Genomic DNA, 20,872 nt, shown 5'->3' with positions numbered 1-20,872 from the left:
CCATATACGTTCCTCGCTTGTAGGGAATGACGACGTTGGGTTCCTGAGCAAATCAAAAGTATATTCAGAGTCTAATAACCTCTTTCGTTTTCCACGCAAATACTCCCAAGCAGCCACATAACAACTTGTTTCTCAGAAACCAAAACACGTCATTCCGAAGAGCCTAGGCGATATCAGGAATCTCGCTTCAACGCGCTCTAAGCTGATATTTCCATACGCTAGAAAAACAAAAAGGCCCTCAAATGAGGACCTTTAAATTGGGTGAACTTTCGAAATAGATGCGTCGAGTTCTAGGAGAACACACGGAGTTTGGTTTGCTTCTAGCAAATAAGTATGTCCGACAACGAAATCGGCGCACTCAATGAAGAAAGTTACGCGTAAACTGGTAGACGCTTACAGATTTCTAGAACTTTCTGTTTTGTCGCTTCGATAACTTCTTCGTTGCCGATGTTATCTAGAACGTCACACATCCAGTTTGCTAGCTCTTTCGCGTCATCTTCAGTGAAGCCGCGACGAGTAATTGCTGGCGTACCAACACGGATACCAGACGTTACGAATGGGCTGCGTGGATCGTTTGGAACAGAGTTCTTGTTTACTGTGATGTTTGCTGCACCTAGTGCTGCATCTGCATCTTTACCAGTGATGTCTTTGTCGATTAGGTCAACTAGGAATAGGTGGTTCTCAGTACCGTTAGAAACGATCTTGTAGCCACGCTCTTGGAATTGACCAACCATTGCTTTCGCGTTTTTCACTACGTTAGCTTGGTAAGCTTTGAATTCAGGCTCCATCGCTTCTTTGAACGCTACCGCTTTACCAGCGATAACGTGCATTAGAGGACCACCTTGACCGCCAGGGAATACTGCTGAGTTCAGCTTCTTGTACAGCTCTTCACCTTCGTTAGAAAGGATAAGACCGCCACGAGGACCTGCTAGCGTTTTGTGCGTAGTCGTAGTTACTACGTGAGCGTGTGGAACTGGTGTTGGGTACTCGCCTGCTGCGATTAGACCAGCAACGTGTGCCATGTCTACAAATAGGTAAGCGTCAACTTTGTCTGCGATTTCACGCATGCGTTTCCAATCAACGATTTGTGAGTAAGCAGAGAAACCACCGATGATCATCTTAGGCTTGTGCTCAAGCGCTAGCTGTTCCATCTCGTCGTAGTTGATTTGACCTGCTTCGTCGATACCGTAAGGAATCACGTTGTAGTGCTTACCAGAAAAGTTTACTGGAGAACCGTGAGTTAGGTGACCACCGTGCGCTAGGCTCATACCTAGAACTGTGTCGCCTGGGTTCAGAAGCGCCATGTAAACTGCGCTGTTTGCTTGAGAACCTGAGTGAGGCTGTACGTTCGCGTACTCACAACCGAACAGTTGGCATGCACGATCGATTGCCAGTGCTTCAGCTTTATCTACGTACTCACAACCGCCGTAGTAACGCTTGCCTGGGTAGCCTTCAGCGTATTTGTTCGTTAGCTGAGAACCTTGAGCTTCCATTACACGTGGACTTGTGTAGTTTTCAGAAGCGATTAGTTCAATGTGTTCTTCCTGGCGAAGTGTTTCTTCCTGGATAGCTGCGAACAGTTCCGCATCGTAATCTGCGATGTTCATATCACGCTTAAGCATCTGTATCTCCTGACTCAGATTGGTACTGAAAGTTGCAAAAAAACTGGATAACGACCTAAAGCAAACGTTTTCGTCGACCTAATGGCGCGCATTCTACATAATTTGGTCTAGGTCATAAAGAGAAATTTACAATTTTTCTCATGCAGTTTTTTCATGGTGACAAGCAAGAAATATCATGACGATGTTGCAATCGTTTAACCATGATCCGTTGACTGTCAATTTTGTGCTTTACACCCTGTAAAACGACAATTACATAGGTTTACCGAAAATTTTACCCTCTAGCTACCGAAAAGATCATCTTTTTACTACTATGCACGCCCGATTTATCACTAACGACTGCATAATAGATGGAAAAACACTCAAGAAAAGAAGACTGGATGGCAATTCTTACGGGGACCTTTTTGGTCGCTCAAGGCGTTTTCTTTCTCCAATCCGCGAACCTCTTAACCGGAGGCACCACAGGATTGGCTCTGCTTATTAGCCAATTTACACCTTTTACGTTTGGTGTGCTGTACTTTTTAGCCAACTGTCCTTTTTACTTGCTAGCATGGAAACACTTCGGCCGTCATTTTGCGATTAATAGTGCAATTTCTGGCGCTTTGGTTTCTATCTTTGCGGATAATCTGTATTTGCTGATCTCACTCGAGTCGATTAATGAGATTTACTGTGCGGTTGCTGGCGGGCTGTTGATGGGCTTGGGTATGTTGATCCTGTTCCGTCACCGTTCAAGTTTGGGTGGCTTCAACGTGCTGTGCTTGTTCATTCAGGACAAATTCGGTATTTCGGTCGGGAAATCTCAGATGGCGATCGACGCCTGTATCTTGTTTGCGTCTTTCTTCTTCGTCACACCTTGGGTGATCGGCTTATCGATTCTTGGCGCCTTCGCACTGAACCTTGTACTTGCAATGAATCACAAACCGCATCGCTACTCAGTAAGTTACGGTTCATAGGATGAAAAAATAAAAGGCTTTGGGGAGCACTCCAAAGCCTTTTGTTTAGGACCGAAATCCTTAGGGGAAGCTTAATTTTTACTCTTCAATCAGAAAGATGCGAGTTTCGTAAGGACGCAGTACTTGGTGGTTGGAAGCAATCGCGCTGGTTGCATTCTGATAGTTGGAAAGCAGGTTCTTGGCTTTGCTCATATCAAAGCGCTCTGGTAACACACACTCCACTTCTTCGCCGTAGTAGTTGTTAATACACAGCAGCGTTTGCTTGTCGTTCTGACGTGCGTAAGCAAAAATACGTTTGTGCTCAGGCAGTAAGTCCTCGTAACGACCATCGGTGATGACTGGAACCTGTTTACGCAGTTCAATCAAGCGCTTGTAGAAGTAGAACACCGAGTTCAAATCGGCAATCGCGGCTTCTGCGTTGATCTCTGAATAGTTCTGAGCCACCTCTAGCCACGGCGTGCCCTCAGTAAAGCCCGCGTGTTTCGCGCTATTCCATTGCATTGGCGTACGTGAGTTATCACGCGACTTCTGTGCCAAAATCGCCATCATGTCGTCGTGAGATACGCCATCGCGATTGACCATGATGTCGTACATGTTAGTGCTTTCAACATCGCGATATTGGCTGATTTCGGTGTAACCTGGGTTGGTCATGCCGATCTCTTCACCTTGGTAAACATAAGGCGTGCCTTGCATCATGTGCACCGATGCCGCAAGCATTTTGGCAGATTCAACACGGTATTGTTCGTCGTTACCTAATCGGCTCACAACGCGTGGTTGGTCGTGGTTACACCAAAATAGCGCGCCCCACCCTTTGCCATTTAAACCAGTTTGCCAATGGTTGAAGAGCTGTTTCAGTTGGATGAAATCAAACGGCGCTTTCGTCCATTTATCACCATTCGGGTAATCGACTTTCAAGTGGTGGAAATTGAACACCATTGACAGCTCTTTGCCATCTTGCGCTGAATATTGCTGACAATGCTCTAGTGTGGTGGAAGACATTTCACCTACAGTCACACTGCCATATTTCTGGAACACCGCTTCACTGATCTCTTGAAGGTATTCATGCACACGTGGGCCGTCGGTGTAGAAGCGGCGACCATCACCAATATCATCACTTGGAAAATCTTGCTGCTTGGAAATCAGGTTGATAACGTCAAGACGGAAGCCATCCACACCTTTTTCTGCCCAGAAGCTGATGACTTCTTTCACTTCTTCACGCACTACCGGGTTTTCCCAGTTTAGGTCCGCTTGCTCTTTAGCAAAAAGGTGCAAATAGTACTGACCCGTTTTTTCATCCAACGCCCAAGCGTTGCCACCAAACTTAGATTGCCAGTTGTTTGGCTCTACGCCATCAACCGGATCTTTCCAGATGTAGTAATCACGGTATGGACTGTTTTTGTCACCCAATGCCGATTGGAACCACTTATGTTCTGTCGAAGTATGATTCACCACGATATCCATGATGATTCGAATACCCAGCTGGTGAGCCTCAGCCAACAGGGTATCGAAATCTTGCATAGTGCCGAAATCTGGGTTGATCGCATAGTAATCGGAAATGTCATAACCATTGTCGATCATTGGCGATTGATAAACCGGCGTCAGCCAAATCGCATCCACACCAAGGTGTTTTAGATAATCCAGCTTAGAAATGATCCCTTTAATATCGCCCGTGCCTTTACTTCCACTGTCACAAAAGCTTTTTGGGTAAATTTGGTAGATGGTTGCGGTTTTCCACCAGCTCTCATCATGCTTGGTCATTGCCATTTCTAACGCTCACTTACCATTAAACGGAAACTTAAAATCTTAAAAATAGAGGAGATAAACGAAGCAGCCAAATAGCCGCCTCGGTTTGAATTACGCGTTAGCGGTTTCTAACTCACCTTTCATTTGCGCACGCTTATACAACACAAGCGTCAGTGCCACAGGGACCACAATCGCCACCAACATCGCCAGAGCAAAGACACCCCAGAACTGCGGTTGGATAGACAAGATGCCCGGCAAACCGCCCACACCAATTCCATTCGCCATCACACCTGCGCTGCCACAGATAGCTGCGGCAATCGCACTGCCGATCATCGCGCTCAGCATTGGGAATTTGTATTTCAAGTTGATGCCGTACATCGCAGGCTCTGTCACACCAAGGTAAGCAGAGATAGCCGCAGGCACCGAGATATCACGCTCGCCGTGTTTTTTACTGATGATAATGATACCAACTACTGCAGACGCTTGAGCAATGTTTGAAAGTGCAATCAAAGGCCAGATTGGCGTACCGCCTAGCTCTTGCATCAGTTGAAGATCAACCGCGTTGGTGGTGTGGTGAATACCGGTAATTACCAATGGCGCATATAGGAAGCCAAAGATGGTTGAGCCAATCATTGCGAAGTCACCCGTCATGGCTGCTTTTGCTGCGAAAGCAACGCCGTCACCCAACATGCGACCGAATGGACCAATAATAGAGTGCGCAAGAATCACAGACACAATGATAGAAACAAACGGCACGACCACTAGGTAAAGGTAAGACGGAATAATGCGCTTTAAATTGGTTTCTATGAACGCCAAGGCAACACCCGCTAACATCGCAGGAATCACTTGCGCTTGGTAGCCCACTTTCTCGATAGCGAATAAGCCAAAATCCCATACTTCAGGCACTTGCTTACCAATTAGGTAGGCGTTCATTAGCTGTGGCGAAACCAGTGTGACACCCAATGTGATACCCAGAATAGGAGTACCACCGAGCTTTTTCACTGTCGACCAACACACGCCAACTGGCAGGAAGAAGAAGATTGCTTCACCAATTAGCCATAAGAAAGAGTGTACCGTTGCCCAAAACTGGCTGATTTCCGTGAGCGTTTGGCCATCAAACATCTTGATGTCGCCAATCACGTTACGGAAGCCAAGAATCAAACCACCAGTGATGATCGCAGGTAACAGTGGTACAAAGATTTCAGCAAGGTGGGAAATACCACGCTCAACGATGTTCATGTTTTGACGAGCGGCGTTCTTAGATTCATCTTTGCTCGCTTCACTTTTACCACTTAACTCGATCAGTACCTTGTATACCTCATCGACTTCCGTACCGATCACCACTTGGAACTGACCTGCGTTGGTAAAACAGCCTTTCACCATAGGCAGTGCATCTAACTGTTTGGTATCGGCTTTATCTGTGTCATTCAACACGAAACGTAAGCGAGTTAAGCAGTGGCTAACACTGGCAATATTGTCCGATCCCCCGACCAGCTCAATAAGACGCTCTACATCTTGACGCGCAATCTTACTCATAACTTTGTCCACCCTGTACTGGATACATTCAATTCGTCGTATTATTTTTATTTTGGGAACATTCCCATTTGATAATTTTAATAATGTCAGCTCGATTTAAAAAACAAAATGGGAACAGTCCCATTAATTGAGAATGATCACAGTATAATTTTAGAGCAGATTGTCGACAGGTGGATTAATGGCGGATCGGTTGCTGGGTAAAATGCACCACAGACTCATCACCGTTTAACTGATTGATCAGCATCTTAGCGGCTTTCTCACCGGCATGTGCATAGCCCGGATCCACGCTGAAGACATTTGGAAAAAGGAACGAGAGTAGTTCGTTGCCCCCCACACCAGTGACCACCACATCTTCACGTCCGATTTCTTGCAGACGTTTGATCACACCGAGAGCGATAGTGTCACTGGCACAAGCGATGGCTTGCGTATCGGGTTGAAGAACTTGATCCACCAGCTGGTAGGCGCTTTCGTGGCTAAGTTTGCCGGTTTGAAAACAAGGTTCAACACGCTTTTGCTCACACCAAGCGTGGTAAGCATTTAGACGAGCAAGGCCCGTTGTGCGATCTTCTGGGTCAACGCCGATGTAGGCAATACGAGAAATAGATTGCTGTTCCAGATGGGAGAGCGCCATGTCGATAACACCTTGGTTATCATAGTTGATCGAAGAAACCAATTGAGTGTCCATGGCGATCACGACAATGCGATTGCCCCACTCCGCTAACGCTTGCTCATCACACCCAGTAAAGCCAAACACGATCACCCCATCGACATTGCGACGTTTAAGAACGTCCAAATGCTCGTTGGTTTTATCGCGAGCGAACTGGCTCTCCATGATCACCACGTCGTACCCTGCCGAGTACAAAGCACTAAGCATAGTGCCAACGGCACGGTTTTCTGATGGGGAATCGAGACGAGAAATGATCACGCCGACCACTTTCTGGCTGCCACCACGCATCGATTGTGCTGATTTGGATGGCACATAGCCTGATTCACGAATGATTTGTTCAACCTTCTCACGCGTTTGCGGTTTTACCTTGGGATCATTGGTAAGTACACGGCTAACCGTCGATTTGCCCACGCCAGCCAATTTCGCGATATCAAGAATGGTGAGTTTTTTGCTCATAAGTGTTCAGACTAAAAGAAAAAATCAAACAAAAGGGAAGCAGCGGCTTCCCTTATCTCAATCAGTAATGAAGATTACTTGTTTAGGTACGCAGGCACATCGGCAATGCTATCAAGTACAGCCGTAGCAATCGCTTCGCCTTGTTCCGTTACTGGTTTACCAGTACGAACCAAAATCTTAGTGCCAACGCCTGCCGCCTCTGCTGCCATCATGTCTTCGGCTTTGTCGCCGATCATCACAGATTTCTCCATGTCGATCTTCAAGAAGTCACGCGCAGAAATGAACATGCCTGGTTTTGGCTTGCGGCAATCACAATCATGCTTGTACTCACCGATGCCATGCTCAGGATGATGTGGGCAGTAGTAAATGCCGTCGAACTCAACGCCATTGTCAGCAAAGTTCCAATCCATCCATTGAGTCAGAGACAAGAAACGGTCTTCGCTGAATTTACCACGTGCAATGCCAGATTGATTGGTCACAAGCACCAACAGGTAGCCTTTCTCTTTCAGCGCTTTTGTCGCTTCAAACACACCGTCAATGTACTCAAAATCATGTTCATCATGAACGTAACCGTGGTCAACGTTAATCACGCCGTCACGATCGATAAAAACAGCAGGTTTTGCCAAAACGTATTTCTCTATTTACTCGGTTTCATCAGATTATTACATACCTTATAAGCACTCACACTATCTAATTGGTGTAAGTTCGCGACAAAACAGTTGATTTGCCGTCCGAGAATCGGTAAATCTTAAGTATCCCTCTTAATTGCTTCCTTCTAGCGCACATCCTCTGTTTTACGCTTCCTGCAGAACATCCATACATTTAGACGTCTAGACGTAAAAATATCTATTGACTTACTACTGCTTAACCCATAGCATCAACTGAGAATTGAGATAGAGTTCAAAATTTACTCCTGTTAAAAGCCGTTTTTAACAGCGAAGTTCCCAGTATCTCTGTGCAGGTTGAAACATGATAGAAATAAAAAACGTCAATAAAGTGTTCTACCAAGGCAGTAAGGAAATTCTTGCCCTTAAGGACATTAACCTAGATATCGCGAAGGGCACCATCTTTGGTGTTATCGGTTCATCGGGCGCGGGTAAAAGTACCCTCATCCGTTGTGTAAACATGCTGGAAGCTCCAACTTCAGGTTCCATCATCGTAGATGGCGTTGACCTAACCAAATTAAGCAAAAAGCAATTGGGAGAAACTCGCCGCAACATCGGGATGATCTTCCAACACTTTAACCTGCTGTCGTCTCGCACCGTTTTCGACAATGTCGCACTCCCTCTTGAGCTAGCAGGTAAAGACAAAGCGCAAATCACAACAAAAGTGACTGAGCTTCTTAAGCTCGTTGGTCTTGCAGACAAGCATGAAAGCTACCCAGCAAACCTCAGTGGTGGTCAAAAGCAACGTGTGGCTATCGCTCGTGCATTGTCATCAGACCCTAGCGTGCTACTTTGTGACGAAGCAACCAGCGCGCTGGACCCTGCAACGACGCAGTCCATTTTAGAACTGCTTAAAGAAATCAACCGCAAGCTAGAAATCACCATTCTACTGATCACTCACGAAATGGAAGTGGTTAAGAGCATCTGTCACGAAGTGGCGATCATCGGTGATGGTGAGCTAGTAGAAAAAGGTACCGTGGGTGAAATCTTCGCGCATCCGAAGACCGCACTGGCACACGAGTTCATTCGCTCTACTTTGGATCTTTCTATCCCAGAAGATTACCAAGCACGCTTACAAACCACGCGCGTAGAAAACAGTTACCCATTGGTTCGCCTAGAATTTACTGGCGCTACCGTAGATGCCCCTCTGATGACGCAAATCGCTCGTAAGTTCAACATCGATGTGAGCATCCTAAGTTCCGATCTGGATTACGCTGGCGGCGTGAAGTTCGGCATGATGGTCGCGGAGCTGTTTGGTAACGAAGAAGACGATAACGCAGCGATTGAGTTCCTGCGTGAGCACAACGTGAAAGTAGAGGTACTTGGCTATGTCCTTTAATACGATTTCTGAATGGCTGAGCTTAAACAGCAACCTACTTTTGGGCGCAACATGGGAAACCCTTTACATGGTTGCGGTTGCAGGCATCGTTGGTTTTGCAGTGGGCATTCCACTCGGCGTCATTCTGCACACCACTAAAAAAGGTGGCTTGCTGGAAAACACCAAACTTAATCGCGTGCTTGGCGCCATTGTTAACATCGGTCGCTCGGTTCCTTTCCTAGTACTGATGGTTGCGATTATTCCAGTAACCAAACTGTTGGTTGGCACCTTCATCGGTACAACAGCAGCGATTGTTCCTTTAACCATCGGGGCTATCCCATTTGTGGCGCGTCTGATTGAAGGTGCACTACTGGAAGTACCGTCAGGTTTGGTTGAAGCAGCGCAATCTATGGGCGCGACACCAACACAAATCATCACAAAAGTTCTGCTTCCTGAAGCAATGCCGACTATTGTTAACTCAGTAACCATTACTCTGGTAACGCTAGTGAGCTACTCAGCAATGGCGGGTACGGTAGGCGGCGGTGGTCTTGGTGACGTAGCTATCCGTTATGGCTTCCACCGCTATGACGTAGTGATCATGGCAGTAACCGTCGTGATGCTGATTGTTCTAGTACAAATTATTCAGTCTATCGGTGATGCAATCGTACGCCGCGTAGACCACAGATAAGAATTGAAAATACCAATTATAAGGAGATAAAGATGAAATTTAGCCTTAAGAGTCTTTTGACTGTTGCAACTGCTGCTTCTGCACTGGTTCTTGCTGGTTGTGGTGACAAAGAAGTCGACGTGAACAAAGTAAAAGTTGGCGTAATGGCAGGTGCGGAAGCACAGGTTGCTGAAGTTGCAGCAAAAGTTGCGAAAGCGAAATACAACCTGGATGTTGAGTTGGTTACCTTTACCGATTACGTAACACCAAACGCAGCGCTGGATGATGGCTCAATCGACGTAAACGCGTTCCAACACAAGCCATACCTAGATCAGCAAGTAAAAGATCGTGGCTACAAATTAGTGACTGCTGGTAACTCTTTCGTATACCCAATCGCTGGTTACTCTAAACAAGTAAAATCAGTGGATGAAATCGAAGATGGCGCACGCATCGCTGTTCCAAACGATCCTACGAACCTAGGTCGTTCTCTTCTGCTTCTTGAGCAACAAGGTCTTATCGAACTGCGTGACGGCGTTGATCTACTGGCAACGGTACGTGACATCGTAGGTAACCCGAAAAACATCACAATCGTAGAGCTAGATGCAGCACAGCTTCCACGTTCTCTTGATGACGTAGCGATTTCTATCATCAACACAACTTACGCAAGCTCAATCGACCTAACGCCAGAGCGTGATGGTATCTTCGTTGAAGACAAAGAGTCTCCATACGTAAACCTAATCGTTGCTCGTGAAGACAATGTTCAAGCCGCTAACGTACAAAACTTCGTGAAAGCATACCAAACTGATGAAGTTTACGAAGCAGCGAAAGACATCTTCAAAGGTGGCGTAGTTAAAGGTTGGTAATCACCTCTTTCTACAACACTTGAAACTTAAAAAGGGTGCTCATCGGAGCGCCCTTTTTACATCTGTTTTGATTACTGCTTTACCTCTAGAACATCTGAACTTCGTTTTTCTCAACGTCCTTTTGCATCTGTTCTGGCTGCGAATCCAATTGAGGATGCTTGAACACATAAGGCGCTAGAAACGCAGTAAAAGGAATAGTCAGCACAATCCCCACACTACCCGCCAACGCGTTCACGACTGCGAGGCCCACCAGCGGCATATTCATAAACTGACTCGCCGGCATGTTAAGCCCCCACACCATCATGATAGTCGTCAACGAACCACCAGCAAACGCCAAGATCAAGGTGTTAGTCATGGTACCCATGATGTCTCGACCAATATTCATCGAGGCTTTAACCAGTTGTTTTGGTTTAAGCTTAGGATCGGTTTGTTTGAGCTCCGCGTACGCCGATGCAATCGAAATCGCCACATCCATAACGGCCCCAAGTGCAGCAACGACAATCGTCACGAACATCAACCAACGAATACCCATCTTCACCGACGTTAGGTAAATTACGTCTTCGCCTTTGTCGAGGTAAATACCCGACAAGTGCGCCATTTCGCCAAACCACTGCGCCATGACACCCGCAGCTATCACACCCAATAACGTGCCACCCATGGCGCATAAACTCTTCCGGTTATAGCCAGAGACGAGAATAAAGCTGACCACGATGATCACAACCATCAATAAGATGCTGACCAGCATTGGATTCCAACCTGCAAAAATACTCGGCACCAACACACCAACGATCAAGGCAGCAGTGAAATAAAGTGCGACCATAGAGTTAATGCCCTCTTTCTTACCAAAGCTCAGCAGCAGCGCACAAAACAGCGCAAGCATCAGGTAAATCGCGTCTGAGCGTTTGTGGTTATACGCCCAATAGACGGTGCCATTGGTAGTTTCGCGGATCATCATGATGAAGGTATCACCTTCACTGACATACACGTTGTGCTGGCGACTAAGAGGGTTGGTGACTTCCACCTCTAAGCCTTCGCTCTCTCCCTCAAGGATTTTTGCCATGAAGACTTGTTTACCTGTCATCACATCTGGCACAAGCGGATCAGGCGCAACATGGTTTGAGATAGAACGCGTGACAGTCGCTTCAACAAACTCTTGTTGCTGGCGAGACTTAGGACGGAAATCTTCACTCCACGAAGCAGAAAACTGAAAAATAAGCGTGGAGATAAGGGTAATCAGTAGGGTGAAACCCCATCGGTGATAGATTCTTTTGATCATGAAGCACTCTTCTACATCACTCACTAAACGGGCTTTGCCTCTGGTGAGTAAAATTAGGCGCGGTAAAGATTACCGCGCCCACATGCAGGATTAATGAGTTGGGTTACAACCTGCGACTTTCTCATCAAGGGTCGCTGCGTCTTTGTTAGGGTTAACAAAGTAGCTAGACGAATCATTGATGTTCACAGACTTAACAATCGCTGGGTATTTCGGGTTTTCTAAATCAATCGAGACACAGATTTCCATGTTCTTCAATTGTTCCCACAGCGCTTTACCTTCGCCTTCACGCAGTGTCGTGATATCACCACTTGGTAGGTATTGAGTGAACGACCAGTTACCAAGACTGCCACTGAAGTCCGCCACATCAATGCCTTTGTGCTCTTCAACATAAGCCGTCAGCATGTCGCGAATTGCGTAGACTTGCTCGTTCACTGAGTCATAGAACACGTCGTCTTTGCTTGCCCAGCCATACTTCTGGATTTGCGAACCAAAGCGGTAGCTGTTCATCGCCACTTTGTAGGTCGCGTTTGGATCGAACTGCTCACCACCAATGCTGGTAATATTCACACGGCTACCCTCATTCGTTACTGCGTTGTTCTCATCCATCTCAAGAGACGGCTTACTCAGATCCACAGTGAACTCAATATCACCATCGAATTGATCGTAAAGATAAGCTGGCGCGCCTTTCTTGAACGATACGGTAATATCACCCGGTTTATATTGGTTGAAGTAAGAGTACGACCATTCAATGAAGCGTTTTAGGTTCGTACCTGTCATCTCTACGCCCAGTAAGGTGTTATCGTACTTGTACAAGTTGGTCGATTTACCTTTGGTGTAAACTTCGTTGTCGATTAGGTTAGATTGATCAGAGAACAACGACGCAGCAGAGACAATCGCACCATTCCCCTCCCCCATCGCCTCTTCAATTTTCTGCATTTGGATTTGGTTAATCACATCCATCAATGGCGTATCAACGACTTTCGCTAGGTGAATCGTCGAGTACAAACGCTCTGCGGTGTAATTGTAATCCGTTGCTGTCGCTTCGTCTGGGTAACCCGTTGCACTTGGTGTGAAGTTACCTGTCACAAGGCCAAGCTCACGAGTTGCGTCTTCAACCGAGATATCGTGCACGTATTGGAACTTCGCTTGCAGCGCTTGCTCTTCTTCCACTTTCTTCGTGCCAATGTTGGTCAACGTGGTGTCTTCCATCGTCCACTTGCCATCGACTTTCTTCAATTGAATTTCAGCTTTCGCTAGGTAAGCACCCCACTTGCCCGGCTCAATGATTTTCACGCTTTGCGCGCGATTGTCTTGGTTGTATTCACCAGACTTCGCTTTATCTTCAATCAACGTATTTTCACCGCCAATTTCTGATGTGGATTTGCTGATTGGTGTAACCGTGCCGTCTGCATTCACTTGCTCGATATAGTTGGCGTGTTCGTGGCCCGCTAGAATAACGTCGAATTTATCCGCCATTGCTGACGCGATTTCGTAAACACCCACACCACCGTCTTCTTGACGGCCAAGGTGAAGCGCACCCACAATCACATCTGGATTGTATTTAGACACCAGTTGGTCAACCGCTTCTTTGGTTGCATCCAATTCGTTCTCAAACTTCAAGCCTTTGAAGTGATCCGGCGCTGACGCTTCCCAGTTCGGCACGTTCGATGGCGTTAGACCAACGATCGCCACTTTCACGCCTTCCACTTCAAACATTTGGAACGCGCGAATGTAGTTCACATCGTTACTTTCCCACTTGATGTTAGAAGAAAGTACCGCACCATTAAAGTGATCGAGGTTGCGATCGACAAACGAACGCTCAAAGTTGAATTCATGGTTGCCTGGTACCCAAACGTCAAAGCCAAGAGAGTTCATGCTCTCGACCACTGGGTGGGTTGGATCATCGTTGAATAGTTGCGCGGAGTTGCCCTGAACCGTATCACCAATATCAATCAGGATCATATTTGGATGTGCCGCTTTTTGATCAGCGAGCAGAGTGGCTACACGAGTAATACCAGCGTCATCGTCTTCTGCGTTCAACGCGTAGTCAAAACCAAACAAGCGACCGTGTAGATCCGATGTTGCTGCGATAGCAATGGTGACTTCATCCGCTTGTGTTGCTTCACCTTTCACAACTACGTCTGCCGTGTTGGTTAATGTTTTACCCTCTGCAACCACCGGGCTGTAATCCGATGGAACCTCTACGTACTTGGTTTCATCATCACAGCCAGCCATCAAGCCGACAACAGCAATACAGACTAAGCTTCGTTTAAATAAAGTCATCTCAATTCCTTCCAGATTATTTTTTTATATATATTTTCGGAAGGGGCCCACTTCCCAAAACCTCAAAAAGGATATGGATGTTATTTGAAATTTTTGAGAAGCAAACGTTTCAATGCTTATAAACCATGCAACTAGGTTATATTTTTCTTTGAATATGAACAAAGATCACAAGCAAGGAGATGAGAGGAATGGCTGACAAAAATACTTTTCAAATCAAAGCATTGATAACATCAATAATGGGTGATTTTACTGAACAGGCTCGATTCATTTAGAGTGATAAAAAAAGCTGACATAGACGCCAGCTTTAAAAATGGACTACTTGATGTGATCCCAAGAGATATTGGAGACAATACGGCAATCGTCACACTTGAAGTAGAAGATATCGTGCAGCGGCTCGTCGAGTAACCATTCACCACCACATTTTGGACACTTACGCCCTTTTTCCGCTTCAAGCGACTCACCGCCAACTCGGTATTGGTAGTAGTAGGTCGGGATCTTAGTGATGTATTCAATACGACCACGTAAGTCCCAACCGCGGCGGAACAGCACACTGTCAGCATCGCAGATTTCATGCAGTGCAGCGTGTTCAGCACGGCAGCCACCCGCCATTTGGATTTCATCACACGCTTGCCATTCAGTTTGCCATTTCACCACCGCTTTGTGGTCACCATTCAGCGTCGCACCATTACGGTAAAGTGGGATTGGCAATAGCGTCTCGCCGCTTCGCAGTGGAGAGCAAGTATGAACGTACGTGGTGTAAAGCACTTGCCAGCTTGGTGTTTCTTCTTCTGCCGCTTCTTCTGAATTCAAATCACGACCCAACATGCGCATTTTCGGTGCAAGCAACGACGCTTCCGACAAACGATTCATGCACACTTTGACGAAGTCAGAATGGTAGCGAGGATGCAAACTGTCTTGCTCTGGGCAAACGACGCGAACATAAAACTCGCCATCCCCCATTACGATAGGAAATTCACGACCCAGAACTTGCCCGTTGTAACGCAGTGCGTCCATCAGACCATTAATCGCCTTATCTACGGCGCTTACGGTAGTGTTATCAAAACACTCAAACTGCAACTCAACAACGTACATGCTTACACCGCTGCCTCTAGTTTGCTCAGAAACTCAGTCAGTGTCTCGGCTAGCACATCTCGCTTATCCGAACCTAGGCGTTCAAGAATCACATTACCGGTTAGGTTACAGATAGAAATCACATCCAGCTCTGCATCTGTCGCTGCAATAAATACTGTCGGTTTTAGCTTTAGACGACGCTGAGTGACTAAGTGACCAAGAATGTTCTCTTGCAGACGAGTAAAGTCATCATCACTCCATACTTGCAGCAACGTCAGCTCATTACCTTGCCAAGTCGCGTCCATATCAGCGCTGTACTGAGAACCGAAGAAAAGCTTGATGTCTTCATGCAGCGTCAGCTCAATTGCGTTCTCAACGTTAGTGAAATCCGCCATTTCTTCACGTGGGAATGCTTTCCACAGTACTGCCCCATCGCGTTTCTCTTCTACACACGGAGAAACAAGATCAGCAAGCTCTTCACTGCGTGGCAGTTCATTGTGCTTGTCTTGCCAAGCTTGTTGGTAGCGCAGGCTAAAGTCCTGTAGAGCCTGAGGAACGGTTTGGGTCATGAAGGTCTCCTGGTTTGTTTTTATCAGGTTGCGGTGTCTGCCGGATAGCAATTAAGCAGCGGATTCAGTAAAATTCTCGCCATTCTAATCGAAAATGACCACAAAGTATGAGCAAATATTCTGACGCTAAAGAGCTTGCTGGCCTGACTCTGGGTAAAAAGACTGAGTACGCAAACCAATACGACGCAAGCTTGCTGCAACCTGTACCTCGCAGCCTAAACCGTGACGACTTAGAACTGGGCGACAGCCTGCCGTTTTTAGGTCACGACATTTGGACGCTGTACGAGCTATCTTGGCTAAACAGCAAAGGCTTGCCTCAAGTGGCGGTTGGCGAAGTATACATTCCAGCGACCAGCGCCAACTTGATTGAATCAAAGTCGTTCAAACTGTACCTAAACAGCTACAACCAAACCCGTTTTGCTACTTGGGAAGAAGTGACTGAGCGTCTAACGCAAGATCTATCGGCATGTGCAGGCGAAGCGGTACTTGTGGAAGTAAACCCAGTTAACCACTACACCAACCAACCAATCGTAACTATGGAAGGTGAGTGTATTGATGATCAAGACATTGAAATCACTAGCTACGATTTTAACGCTGCACTGCTTGAAGGTGCTGCTGGTGATGAGCAAGTAGAAGAAATTCTTCACAGTCATCTACTGAAATCGAACTGTCTAATCACCAATCAGCCAGACTGGGGCAGCGTAGAGATTCGCTACCAAGGCGCTAAGCTTGATCGTGAGAAGCTGCTTCGTTACTTAGTGTCATTCCGTGAGCACAACGAATTCCACGAGCAATGTGTTGAGCGTATTTTCACTGACCTGATGAAGTACTGCCAACCAACGAAACTTACGGTATTCGCACGTTATACTCGTCGTGGTGGTTTAGATATCAACCCTTATCGCTCAACGGAACAAGACAAGCCAGCACACAATAATCGCATGGCACGTCAGTAATCTGAGTAGGTAATGAAAGTATTTGAGTTCCATACTCAAACACTAATTACTTAAATACTCAAAAACGCCCAGCTATCTGTTGGATTGCTGGGCGTTTTTCTCTACTATTGATTATTCAAAAATACGTAAATTACGACACAGTTCAAGGGAACGAAAAGGATGTTTTGGGACAGTTCGCGTCTATTTATTAGGCTGATTGGCTTTCTTTGCTTATTGTTAGCACAGCCACTTCACGCGACCATTTTATCTTCCGCTTTGCTTAATGAAGCTCAGCAACTGGCTGAGATCGAACCTTCACAAGCCAAACAAGCGGCCAAAAACTACCTTTTGCAACGTGAACTGACTGAGCGCCAAGAGAACGGCAGCCCTTCTGCCATGTCTCGTGAAGAGACCGACCGTAGCATCCGCACACCAAGCAGCACGATTGAAGCGCATAAAATCATCGCGCAAGCCGACTACGCCATGGGCAACATTCGCTCTGCTATCAACAACCTTGATGAAGCAAAACGCCTCGCCAAAGAATACCAACTACCGTACATGAATCTGGATGTGCAACTGATGCGCAATCAAATGATTTGGATGTACGACAAAAACTACGCCGCAGCGGAAGAAAAACTCGACCAAATCGAAAAGCAGATTGAAGAAGCAAATCCGGTTTTACAACGCACTGACAGCGTTCGCTACCGCTTAGTGATGCAGCGTGCACTGCTGGCGGCTAACAGCGGTAATTCGGTAAACGCCGAGCGCTTGTACGCAAAAGCCAAAACCATGCTAGAGGACAATCGCTCAGACCTAACTCTGATTGATTACCACACTGCCGTCGGCGAGTTTTATCTCAACAATAAGAAGTACAACCTTGCCCTGTCAGAGCTGCTATATGGTTACTGGCAATCCATTGAAAATGACAGCGGCGCAAGACTGGCGAAGGTAAACCGTCTGTTAGCACGTCTATTCCAAGAGCGCCGTGTTTACGATAAAGCCATCGAGTACCTCTCTCAGGCGGCCGACTTTTACGACAGCTACCCAAGCTCACCAATTCTGGCTGATGTGTTAGAGCAAATGGGCGATACCTACTTCTACCAAGGTAAATTCAACCTAGCACTGGTGCATTACTTCAATGTGCTTGACCACGACAGCACCAGCAAGAACATCAATCGCATCATCAAGATCCGTTTGAGTCTCGCGGCAACCTACTTACAGCTCTATAACTACGCGCTGGCAGAGCAGTACTTAGATCGTGCTAGGGACTTGTTAGAGTATGCAGATTTACCGCAGTTAGAAGCGAAAGCGGCGCTGCTACAATCTGGCTTGGCGTACCACCAAAACGACAGTAAAGACGTCATCGTCAATGCGAAGAAAGCGCTCGACCTAATAGAGAAAGCACCAGACGAGACGGGCTTTATCAAACAACAGTCCTACCGTTTGTTAGGCTTAGGCTACGAGCAAGCTGGCGAATATCAGCTGTCTCTACAAGCGTACAAAAAATACACAAGCCTAGTTCGACTGGAGCAAAAACAACTTAACCAAATCAGTGAAGATGCCTTCCGCCAGCAAAAAGAGTTTGCTGAGCAAAGCATCCATTATGTCAGCCAGGCAGAAAAGCTGATTCAAGTGAGCATGGAGCACCGCAAGTTCCAAAAAATCTCGTTCGCATTGTTCATTATCGTATTGGTGATGTTCCTCTTCATCATGCGCCGTGGCGTCATCATGCAACGCCAAACGACTGAAATTAAAAAGCTGCGTGATGATCTGTTTACCCACTCCCGCTCGCGTCTGCGGAATCTACGCATGCTCAACGCTAAGCTGTCGCGCTCTCTTAAGAAATCAAGCGATACGTTTGAGCAGTGGCAGATGGGCGAGCTGATTCACGAGCCACTCAACGACCGTTTGCGTTTCGTGATGATTGATTTGCCATTCCTACGCAGTATGTACGTTCAGCATGGTTATAAAGCTGGCTTAGAGTTAGAGCGTGCATTTGGTGAATTCCTAGCAGAACGCATCCAAAAGCCGACACGTTTGTATCATTTCTCCGATGCTAACTTGTTGTACATCGAGCCAAACGCCGATCGTGATGCTTCTGCAGAAGAAACGTTTAACAAGTTCCAAACTTGGGTGGATGAGTTCGCGACCAAGCACGATGTGAATCGCATCATTCGTATGGGCATCAGTGACTATCCATTCTTACCACGTGCATACACGGCGATTAACGATGAAGAGTTACTCGACCTGTTACTCCTTGCCACCCACATTGCCCGTAAGGTGAGCTTAAAAGACAGACACAGTCACTGGGTATTCTTGAAGGCAATTGATAACGCACCAGCCGCGAGCTTTGCAACTGGTGACATACGAACCGCGTGTCAACATGCCATCAATCAAGGACTAATAAAGATTCATTCTTCTTATAAGAATGAGGACGACATCAAAAAAATATTAAAAAACGGGTAATTAACCAACGGTTGAGCACGATCAGTGATGACGCTATAAAGTTTTTTGTTATTATCAAATAATCGTCAGTAGTACATGGACTTAACCGTAGTCGCTTCATGGGAATCTTGGAATCCGATATTCAGTCGCAGCTTCATCAGCTGAGTTGTCAACTTGACCAACTCAGGCTGACTCATCGTGATACTTCGCTCAAATTTCAACGTGAGCAGCAAGTTCTAAAGCGAGTTGTGGCATCATTGTCTTCTGCTTGTCAGGGTTCAAACTCTCAAGTAACCAACTACCTGCTCGAAATTCAGCAAGAACTTGAACATCAAAAAGATGTCAGCACGCTGATCCCTCGTTTGGCAGTGCTAGAAAGAATGCTCAAACAGCAGTCTAAGACGATGGAAAAACAGACCGGTTATCTCGACGAACAAATCAAACACAGTGGTGAAACGCTTCAACGTATCACTGGCCTGCCTGCGCAGCTAAAACGCGAGTTGCGTAACCTAATGAGCTTTTCGGAAGTTCACGCCGGGACCAAAGTCGACCAAGCAACCAAACTGCTGAGCATCTACGAACGTGCGCTCAAGATCATTACTTCCAACTCACGCCTTAACCTTGGCGAACTAGAAAACGGCCCGGATAAATCTCAATTAGAGTGCCTTGCCAGCGATCTACAACACACCATCACCGAACTTGACTTCGAGGGTGAATCCGGTGATCAACTGTTGGATATTCGCGCCAAGTTACTGTTGGGGGTGAATGCAGAATCGCTTATCGAACTGACGTTAAATACACTTAAACTGGTCGTGGAAGCCACTAAGTACGAACGTAAATCGTCAGAACAGTTCCTAGAGCAGTTGAACACTTCGCTTTCGAGCAACCTTAAAACCGTTCATCAGAACGTCGACCAACACCAAACCTACTTCGAACATCGCCAAGAGTTAAACTCTGATATGACCTCCTTGGTGGAACGCAGCCAAGAGTCGGTCGAACAAGCGCAAGGTTTAGAAGAATTGAAAGGGGAAGTGTCACCACTTCTGGCCAAAATGGCGTCACTGACCGAACGCTTAAGAATGACGGAAGAGCGTGAACAAGCCCTTCAGGAGCGCTTGAGTTACAGCAAGAATCAACTGGAAGCCGTATTCGAAAGCACACAAGACTATCGTCGACGTTTGGAAGACCAAGCTCAGCGAATGCTGCTTGATCCGCTCACCAAGGTATACAACCGTGCAGCATTCAACGACCGATTGGAACTGGAATATCGTCGCTGGATCCGTTCACAGCAGAACCTACGCGTGGTGCTGTTTGATATTGATAACTTCAAAGCAGTCAATGACAGCTATGGCTACACTGCTGGCGACAAAGCACTGAAGATCATCGCTCGTACCATGAATAAGCGTATCGCCGATACAGAAACCGTAGCTCGCTTTGGTGGTGAAGAGTTCATCTTACTGATCCCAGAACAATCAGAAGAGTACACGCTAGAACTGATGAAAAATATTCAGCGTGATATCAGTAAGCTGCCATTTAAATTCCGTGAACAGAACATCATGATCACGTTGACCGCCGTTTCGACTTCATTCAGAGAAGCAGACAACCCAGAATACGTCTTAGATCGCCTTGGTAATATGCTAAAAGATTCCAAACAGCGCGGTAACAACCAAGTCAACTGGACCTAAAAGCGTTCAAAAAACAACCAAACAAACCACTTTCACCCTCTGTTTTGTCATATTGCCTCAAAATTTCAACGAGTTATCACGTTTCTCACCCCTTAGTCTGCTAAGCTGTCTAAACGCTATAAAA

At 46.5% G+C, this 20,872-nt stretch carries 16 protein-coding genes; 7 read left to right on the top strand and 9 right to left on the bottom strand.

Features of this window, described 5'->3' with window-relative positions:
• Window positions 1-371: 371 nt before the first annotated feature.
• Window positions 372-1,622: a serine hydroxymethyltransferase gene (glyA, locus tag KIV40_RS06285; protein ID WP_005440106.1), complete on the bottom strand. Its 1,251-nt coding sequence runs from the start codon at window positions 1,620-1,622 to the stop codon at window positions 372-374.
• Between the two features lie 347 nt (window positions 1,623-1,969).
• Here glyA and KIV40_RS06280 point away from each other — a divergent pair, with 347 nt between their 5' ends.
• Window positions 1,970-2,572, top strand: coding sequence for a YitT family protein (locus tag KIV40_RS06280; RefSeq protein ID WP_285348291.1), 603 nt, complete (start codon window positions 1,970-1,972; stop codon window positions 2,570-2,572).
• A 78-nt stretch (window positions 2,573-2,650) separates the two neighbouring features.
• On the opposite strand, the gene treC is transcribed toward KIV40_RS06280, so the two are convergent.
• The 4 genes from treC to gmhB all read right to left on the bottom strand — a co-directional run bounded on the left by treC (window position 2,651) and on the right by gmhB (window position 7,600).
• Window positions 2,651-4,336, bottom strand: a complete 1,686-nt coding sequence (gene treC, locus KIV40_RS06275) for an alpha,alpha-phosphotrehalase (protein WP_012127181.1) — start codon at window positions 4,334-4,336, stop codon at window positions 2,651-2,653.
• A gap of 90 nt (window positions 4,337-4,426) precedes the next feature.
• Window positions 4,427-5,851 (bottom strand): PTS trehalose transporter subunit IIBC, encoded by a 1,425-nt coding sequence (treB, locus tag KIV40_RS06270; RefSeq protein WP_005530695.1) that lies wholly within the window; start codon window positions 5,849-5,851, stop codon window positions 4,427-4,429.
• 175 nt (window positions 5,852-6,026) lie between these two features.
• Entirely contained in the window at window positions 6,027-6,974 is a 948-nt protein-coding gene (treR, locus tag KIV40_RS06265) for a trehalose operon repressor TreR (protein ID WP_005530693.1), read from the bottom strand.
• A gap of 74 nt (window positions 6,975-7,048) precedes the next feature.
• On the bottom strand, window positions 7,049-7,600 hold the full coding sequence (gene gmhB / locus KIV40_RS06260) for a D-glycero-beta-D-manno-heptose 1,7-bisphosphate 7-phosphatase (protein WP_285348288.1): 552 nt from the start codon (window positions 7,598-7,600) through the stop codon (window positions 7,049-7,051).
• Window positions 7,601-7,943: 343 nt separating this feature from the next.
• Here gmhB and metN point away from each other — a divergent pair, with 343 nt between their 5' ends.
• The 3 genes from metN to KIV40_RS06245 are packed head-to-tail and all read left to right on the top strand — an operon-like array spanning window position 7,944 to window position 10,487.
• Entirely contained in the window at window positions 7,944-8,978 is a 1,035-nt protein-coding gene (gene metN, locus KIV40_RS06255; protein ID WP_005530689.1) for a methionine ABC transporter ATP-binding protein MetN, read from the top strand.
• Window positions 8,968-9,645: a methionine ABC transporter permease gene (locus KIV40_RS06250; protein WP_005432672.1), complete on the top strand. Its 678-nt coding sequence runs from the start codon at window positions 8,968-8,970 to the stop codon at window positions 9,643-9,645. Before metN ends, KIV40_RS06250 begins: the two co-directional genes overlap by 11 nt.
• Window positions 9,646-9,677: 32 nt before the next feature.
• Complete coding sequence (locus KIV40_RS06245) at window positions 9,678-10,487, top strand: MetQ/NlpA family lipoprotein (RefSeq protein WP_005530685.1); 810 nt, start codon at window positions 9,678-9,680, stop codon at window positions 10,485-10,487.
• An 85-nt stretch (window positions 10,488-10,572) separates the two neighbouring features.
• Here the strand turns inward: KIV40_RS06245 and KIV40_RS06240 are convergent, their stop codons facing one another.
• From KIV40_RS06240 to syd, 4 genes are all read right to left on the bottom strand, one after another.
• The gene (locus KIV40_RS06240; protein WP_285348284.1) at window positions 10,573-11,763 is read right to left on the bottom strand and encodes a YibE/F family protein; all 1,191 of its coding nucleotides are present in this window, start codon (window positions 11,761-11,763) and stop codon (window positions 10,573-10,575) included.
• Between the two features lie 90 nt (window positions 11,764-11,853).
• Window positions 11,854-14,046: a bifunctional UDP-sugar hydrolase/5'-nucleotidase gene (locus KIV40_RS06235; RefSeq protein ID WP_285348282.1), complete on the bottom strand. Its 2,193-nt coding sequence runs from the start codon at window positions 14,044-14,046 to the stop codon at window positions 11,854-11,856.
• 315 nt (window positions 14,047-14,361) lie between these two features.
• A complete protein-coding gene (locus KIV40_RS06230) occupies window positions 14,362-15,138 on the bottom strand; it encodes a Zn-ribbon-containing protein (protein WP_005432677.1) in 777 nt (258 codons plus the stop codon).
• A gap of 2 nt (window positions 15,139-15,140) precedes the next feature.
• Window positions 15,141-15,686, bottom strand: coding sequence for a SecY-interacting protein (syd, locus tag KIV40_RS06225; RefSeq protein WP_005530679.1), 546 nt, complete (start codon window positions 15,684-15,686; stop codon window positions 15,141-15,143).
• Between the two features lie 107 nt (window positions 15,687-15,793).
• Here syd and queF point away from each other — a divergent pair, with 107 nt between their 5' ends.
• From queF to KIV40_RS06210, 3 genes are all read left to right on the top strand, one after another.
• Window positions 15,794-16,639, top strand: a complete 846-nt coding sequence (gene queF / locus KIV40_RS06220) for an NADPH-dependent 7-cyano-7-deazaguanine reductase QueF (protein ID WP_010648239.1) — start codon at window positions 15,794-15,796, stop codon at window positions 16,637-16,639.
• 159 nt (window positions 16,640-16,798) lie between these two features.
• Complete coding sequence (locus KIV40_RS06215) at window positions 16,799-19,084, top strand: tetratricopeptide repeat protein (RefSeq protein WP_285348280.1); 2,286 nt, start codon at window positions 16,799-16,801, stop codon at window positions 19,082-19,084.
• Between the two features lie 98 nt (window positions 19,085-19,182).
• Window positions 19,183-20,748: a diguanylate cyclase gene (locus KIV40_RS06210; RefSeq protein ID WP_285348279.1), complete on the top strand. Its 1,566-nt coding sequence runs from the start codon at window positions 19,183-19,185 to the stop codon at window positions 20,746-20,748.
• Window positions 20,749-20,872: the final 124 nt, after the last annotated feature.

Source organism: Vibrio sp. D173a, assembly GCF_030248475.1.
Note: the sequence above shows the minus strand (reverse complement) of the source record. Positions and strands in the feature narration are given on the sequence as shown.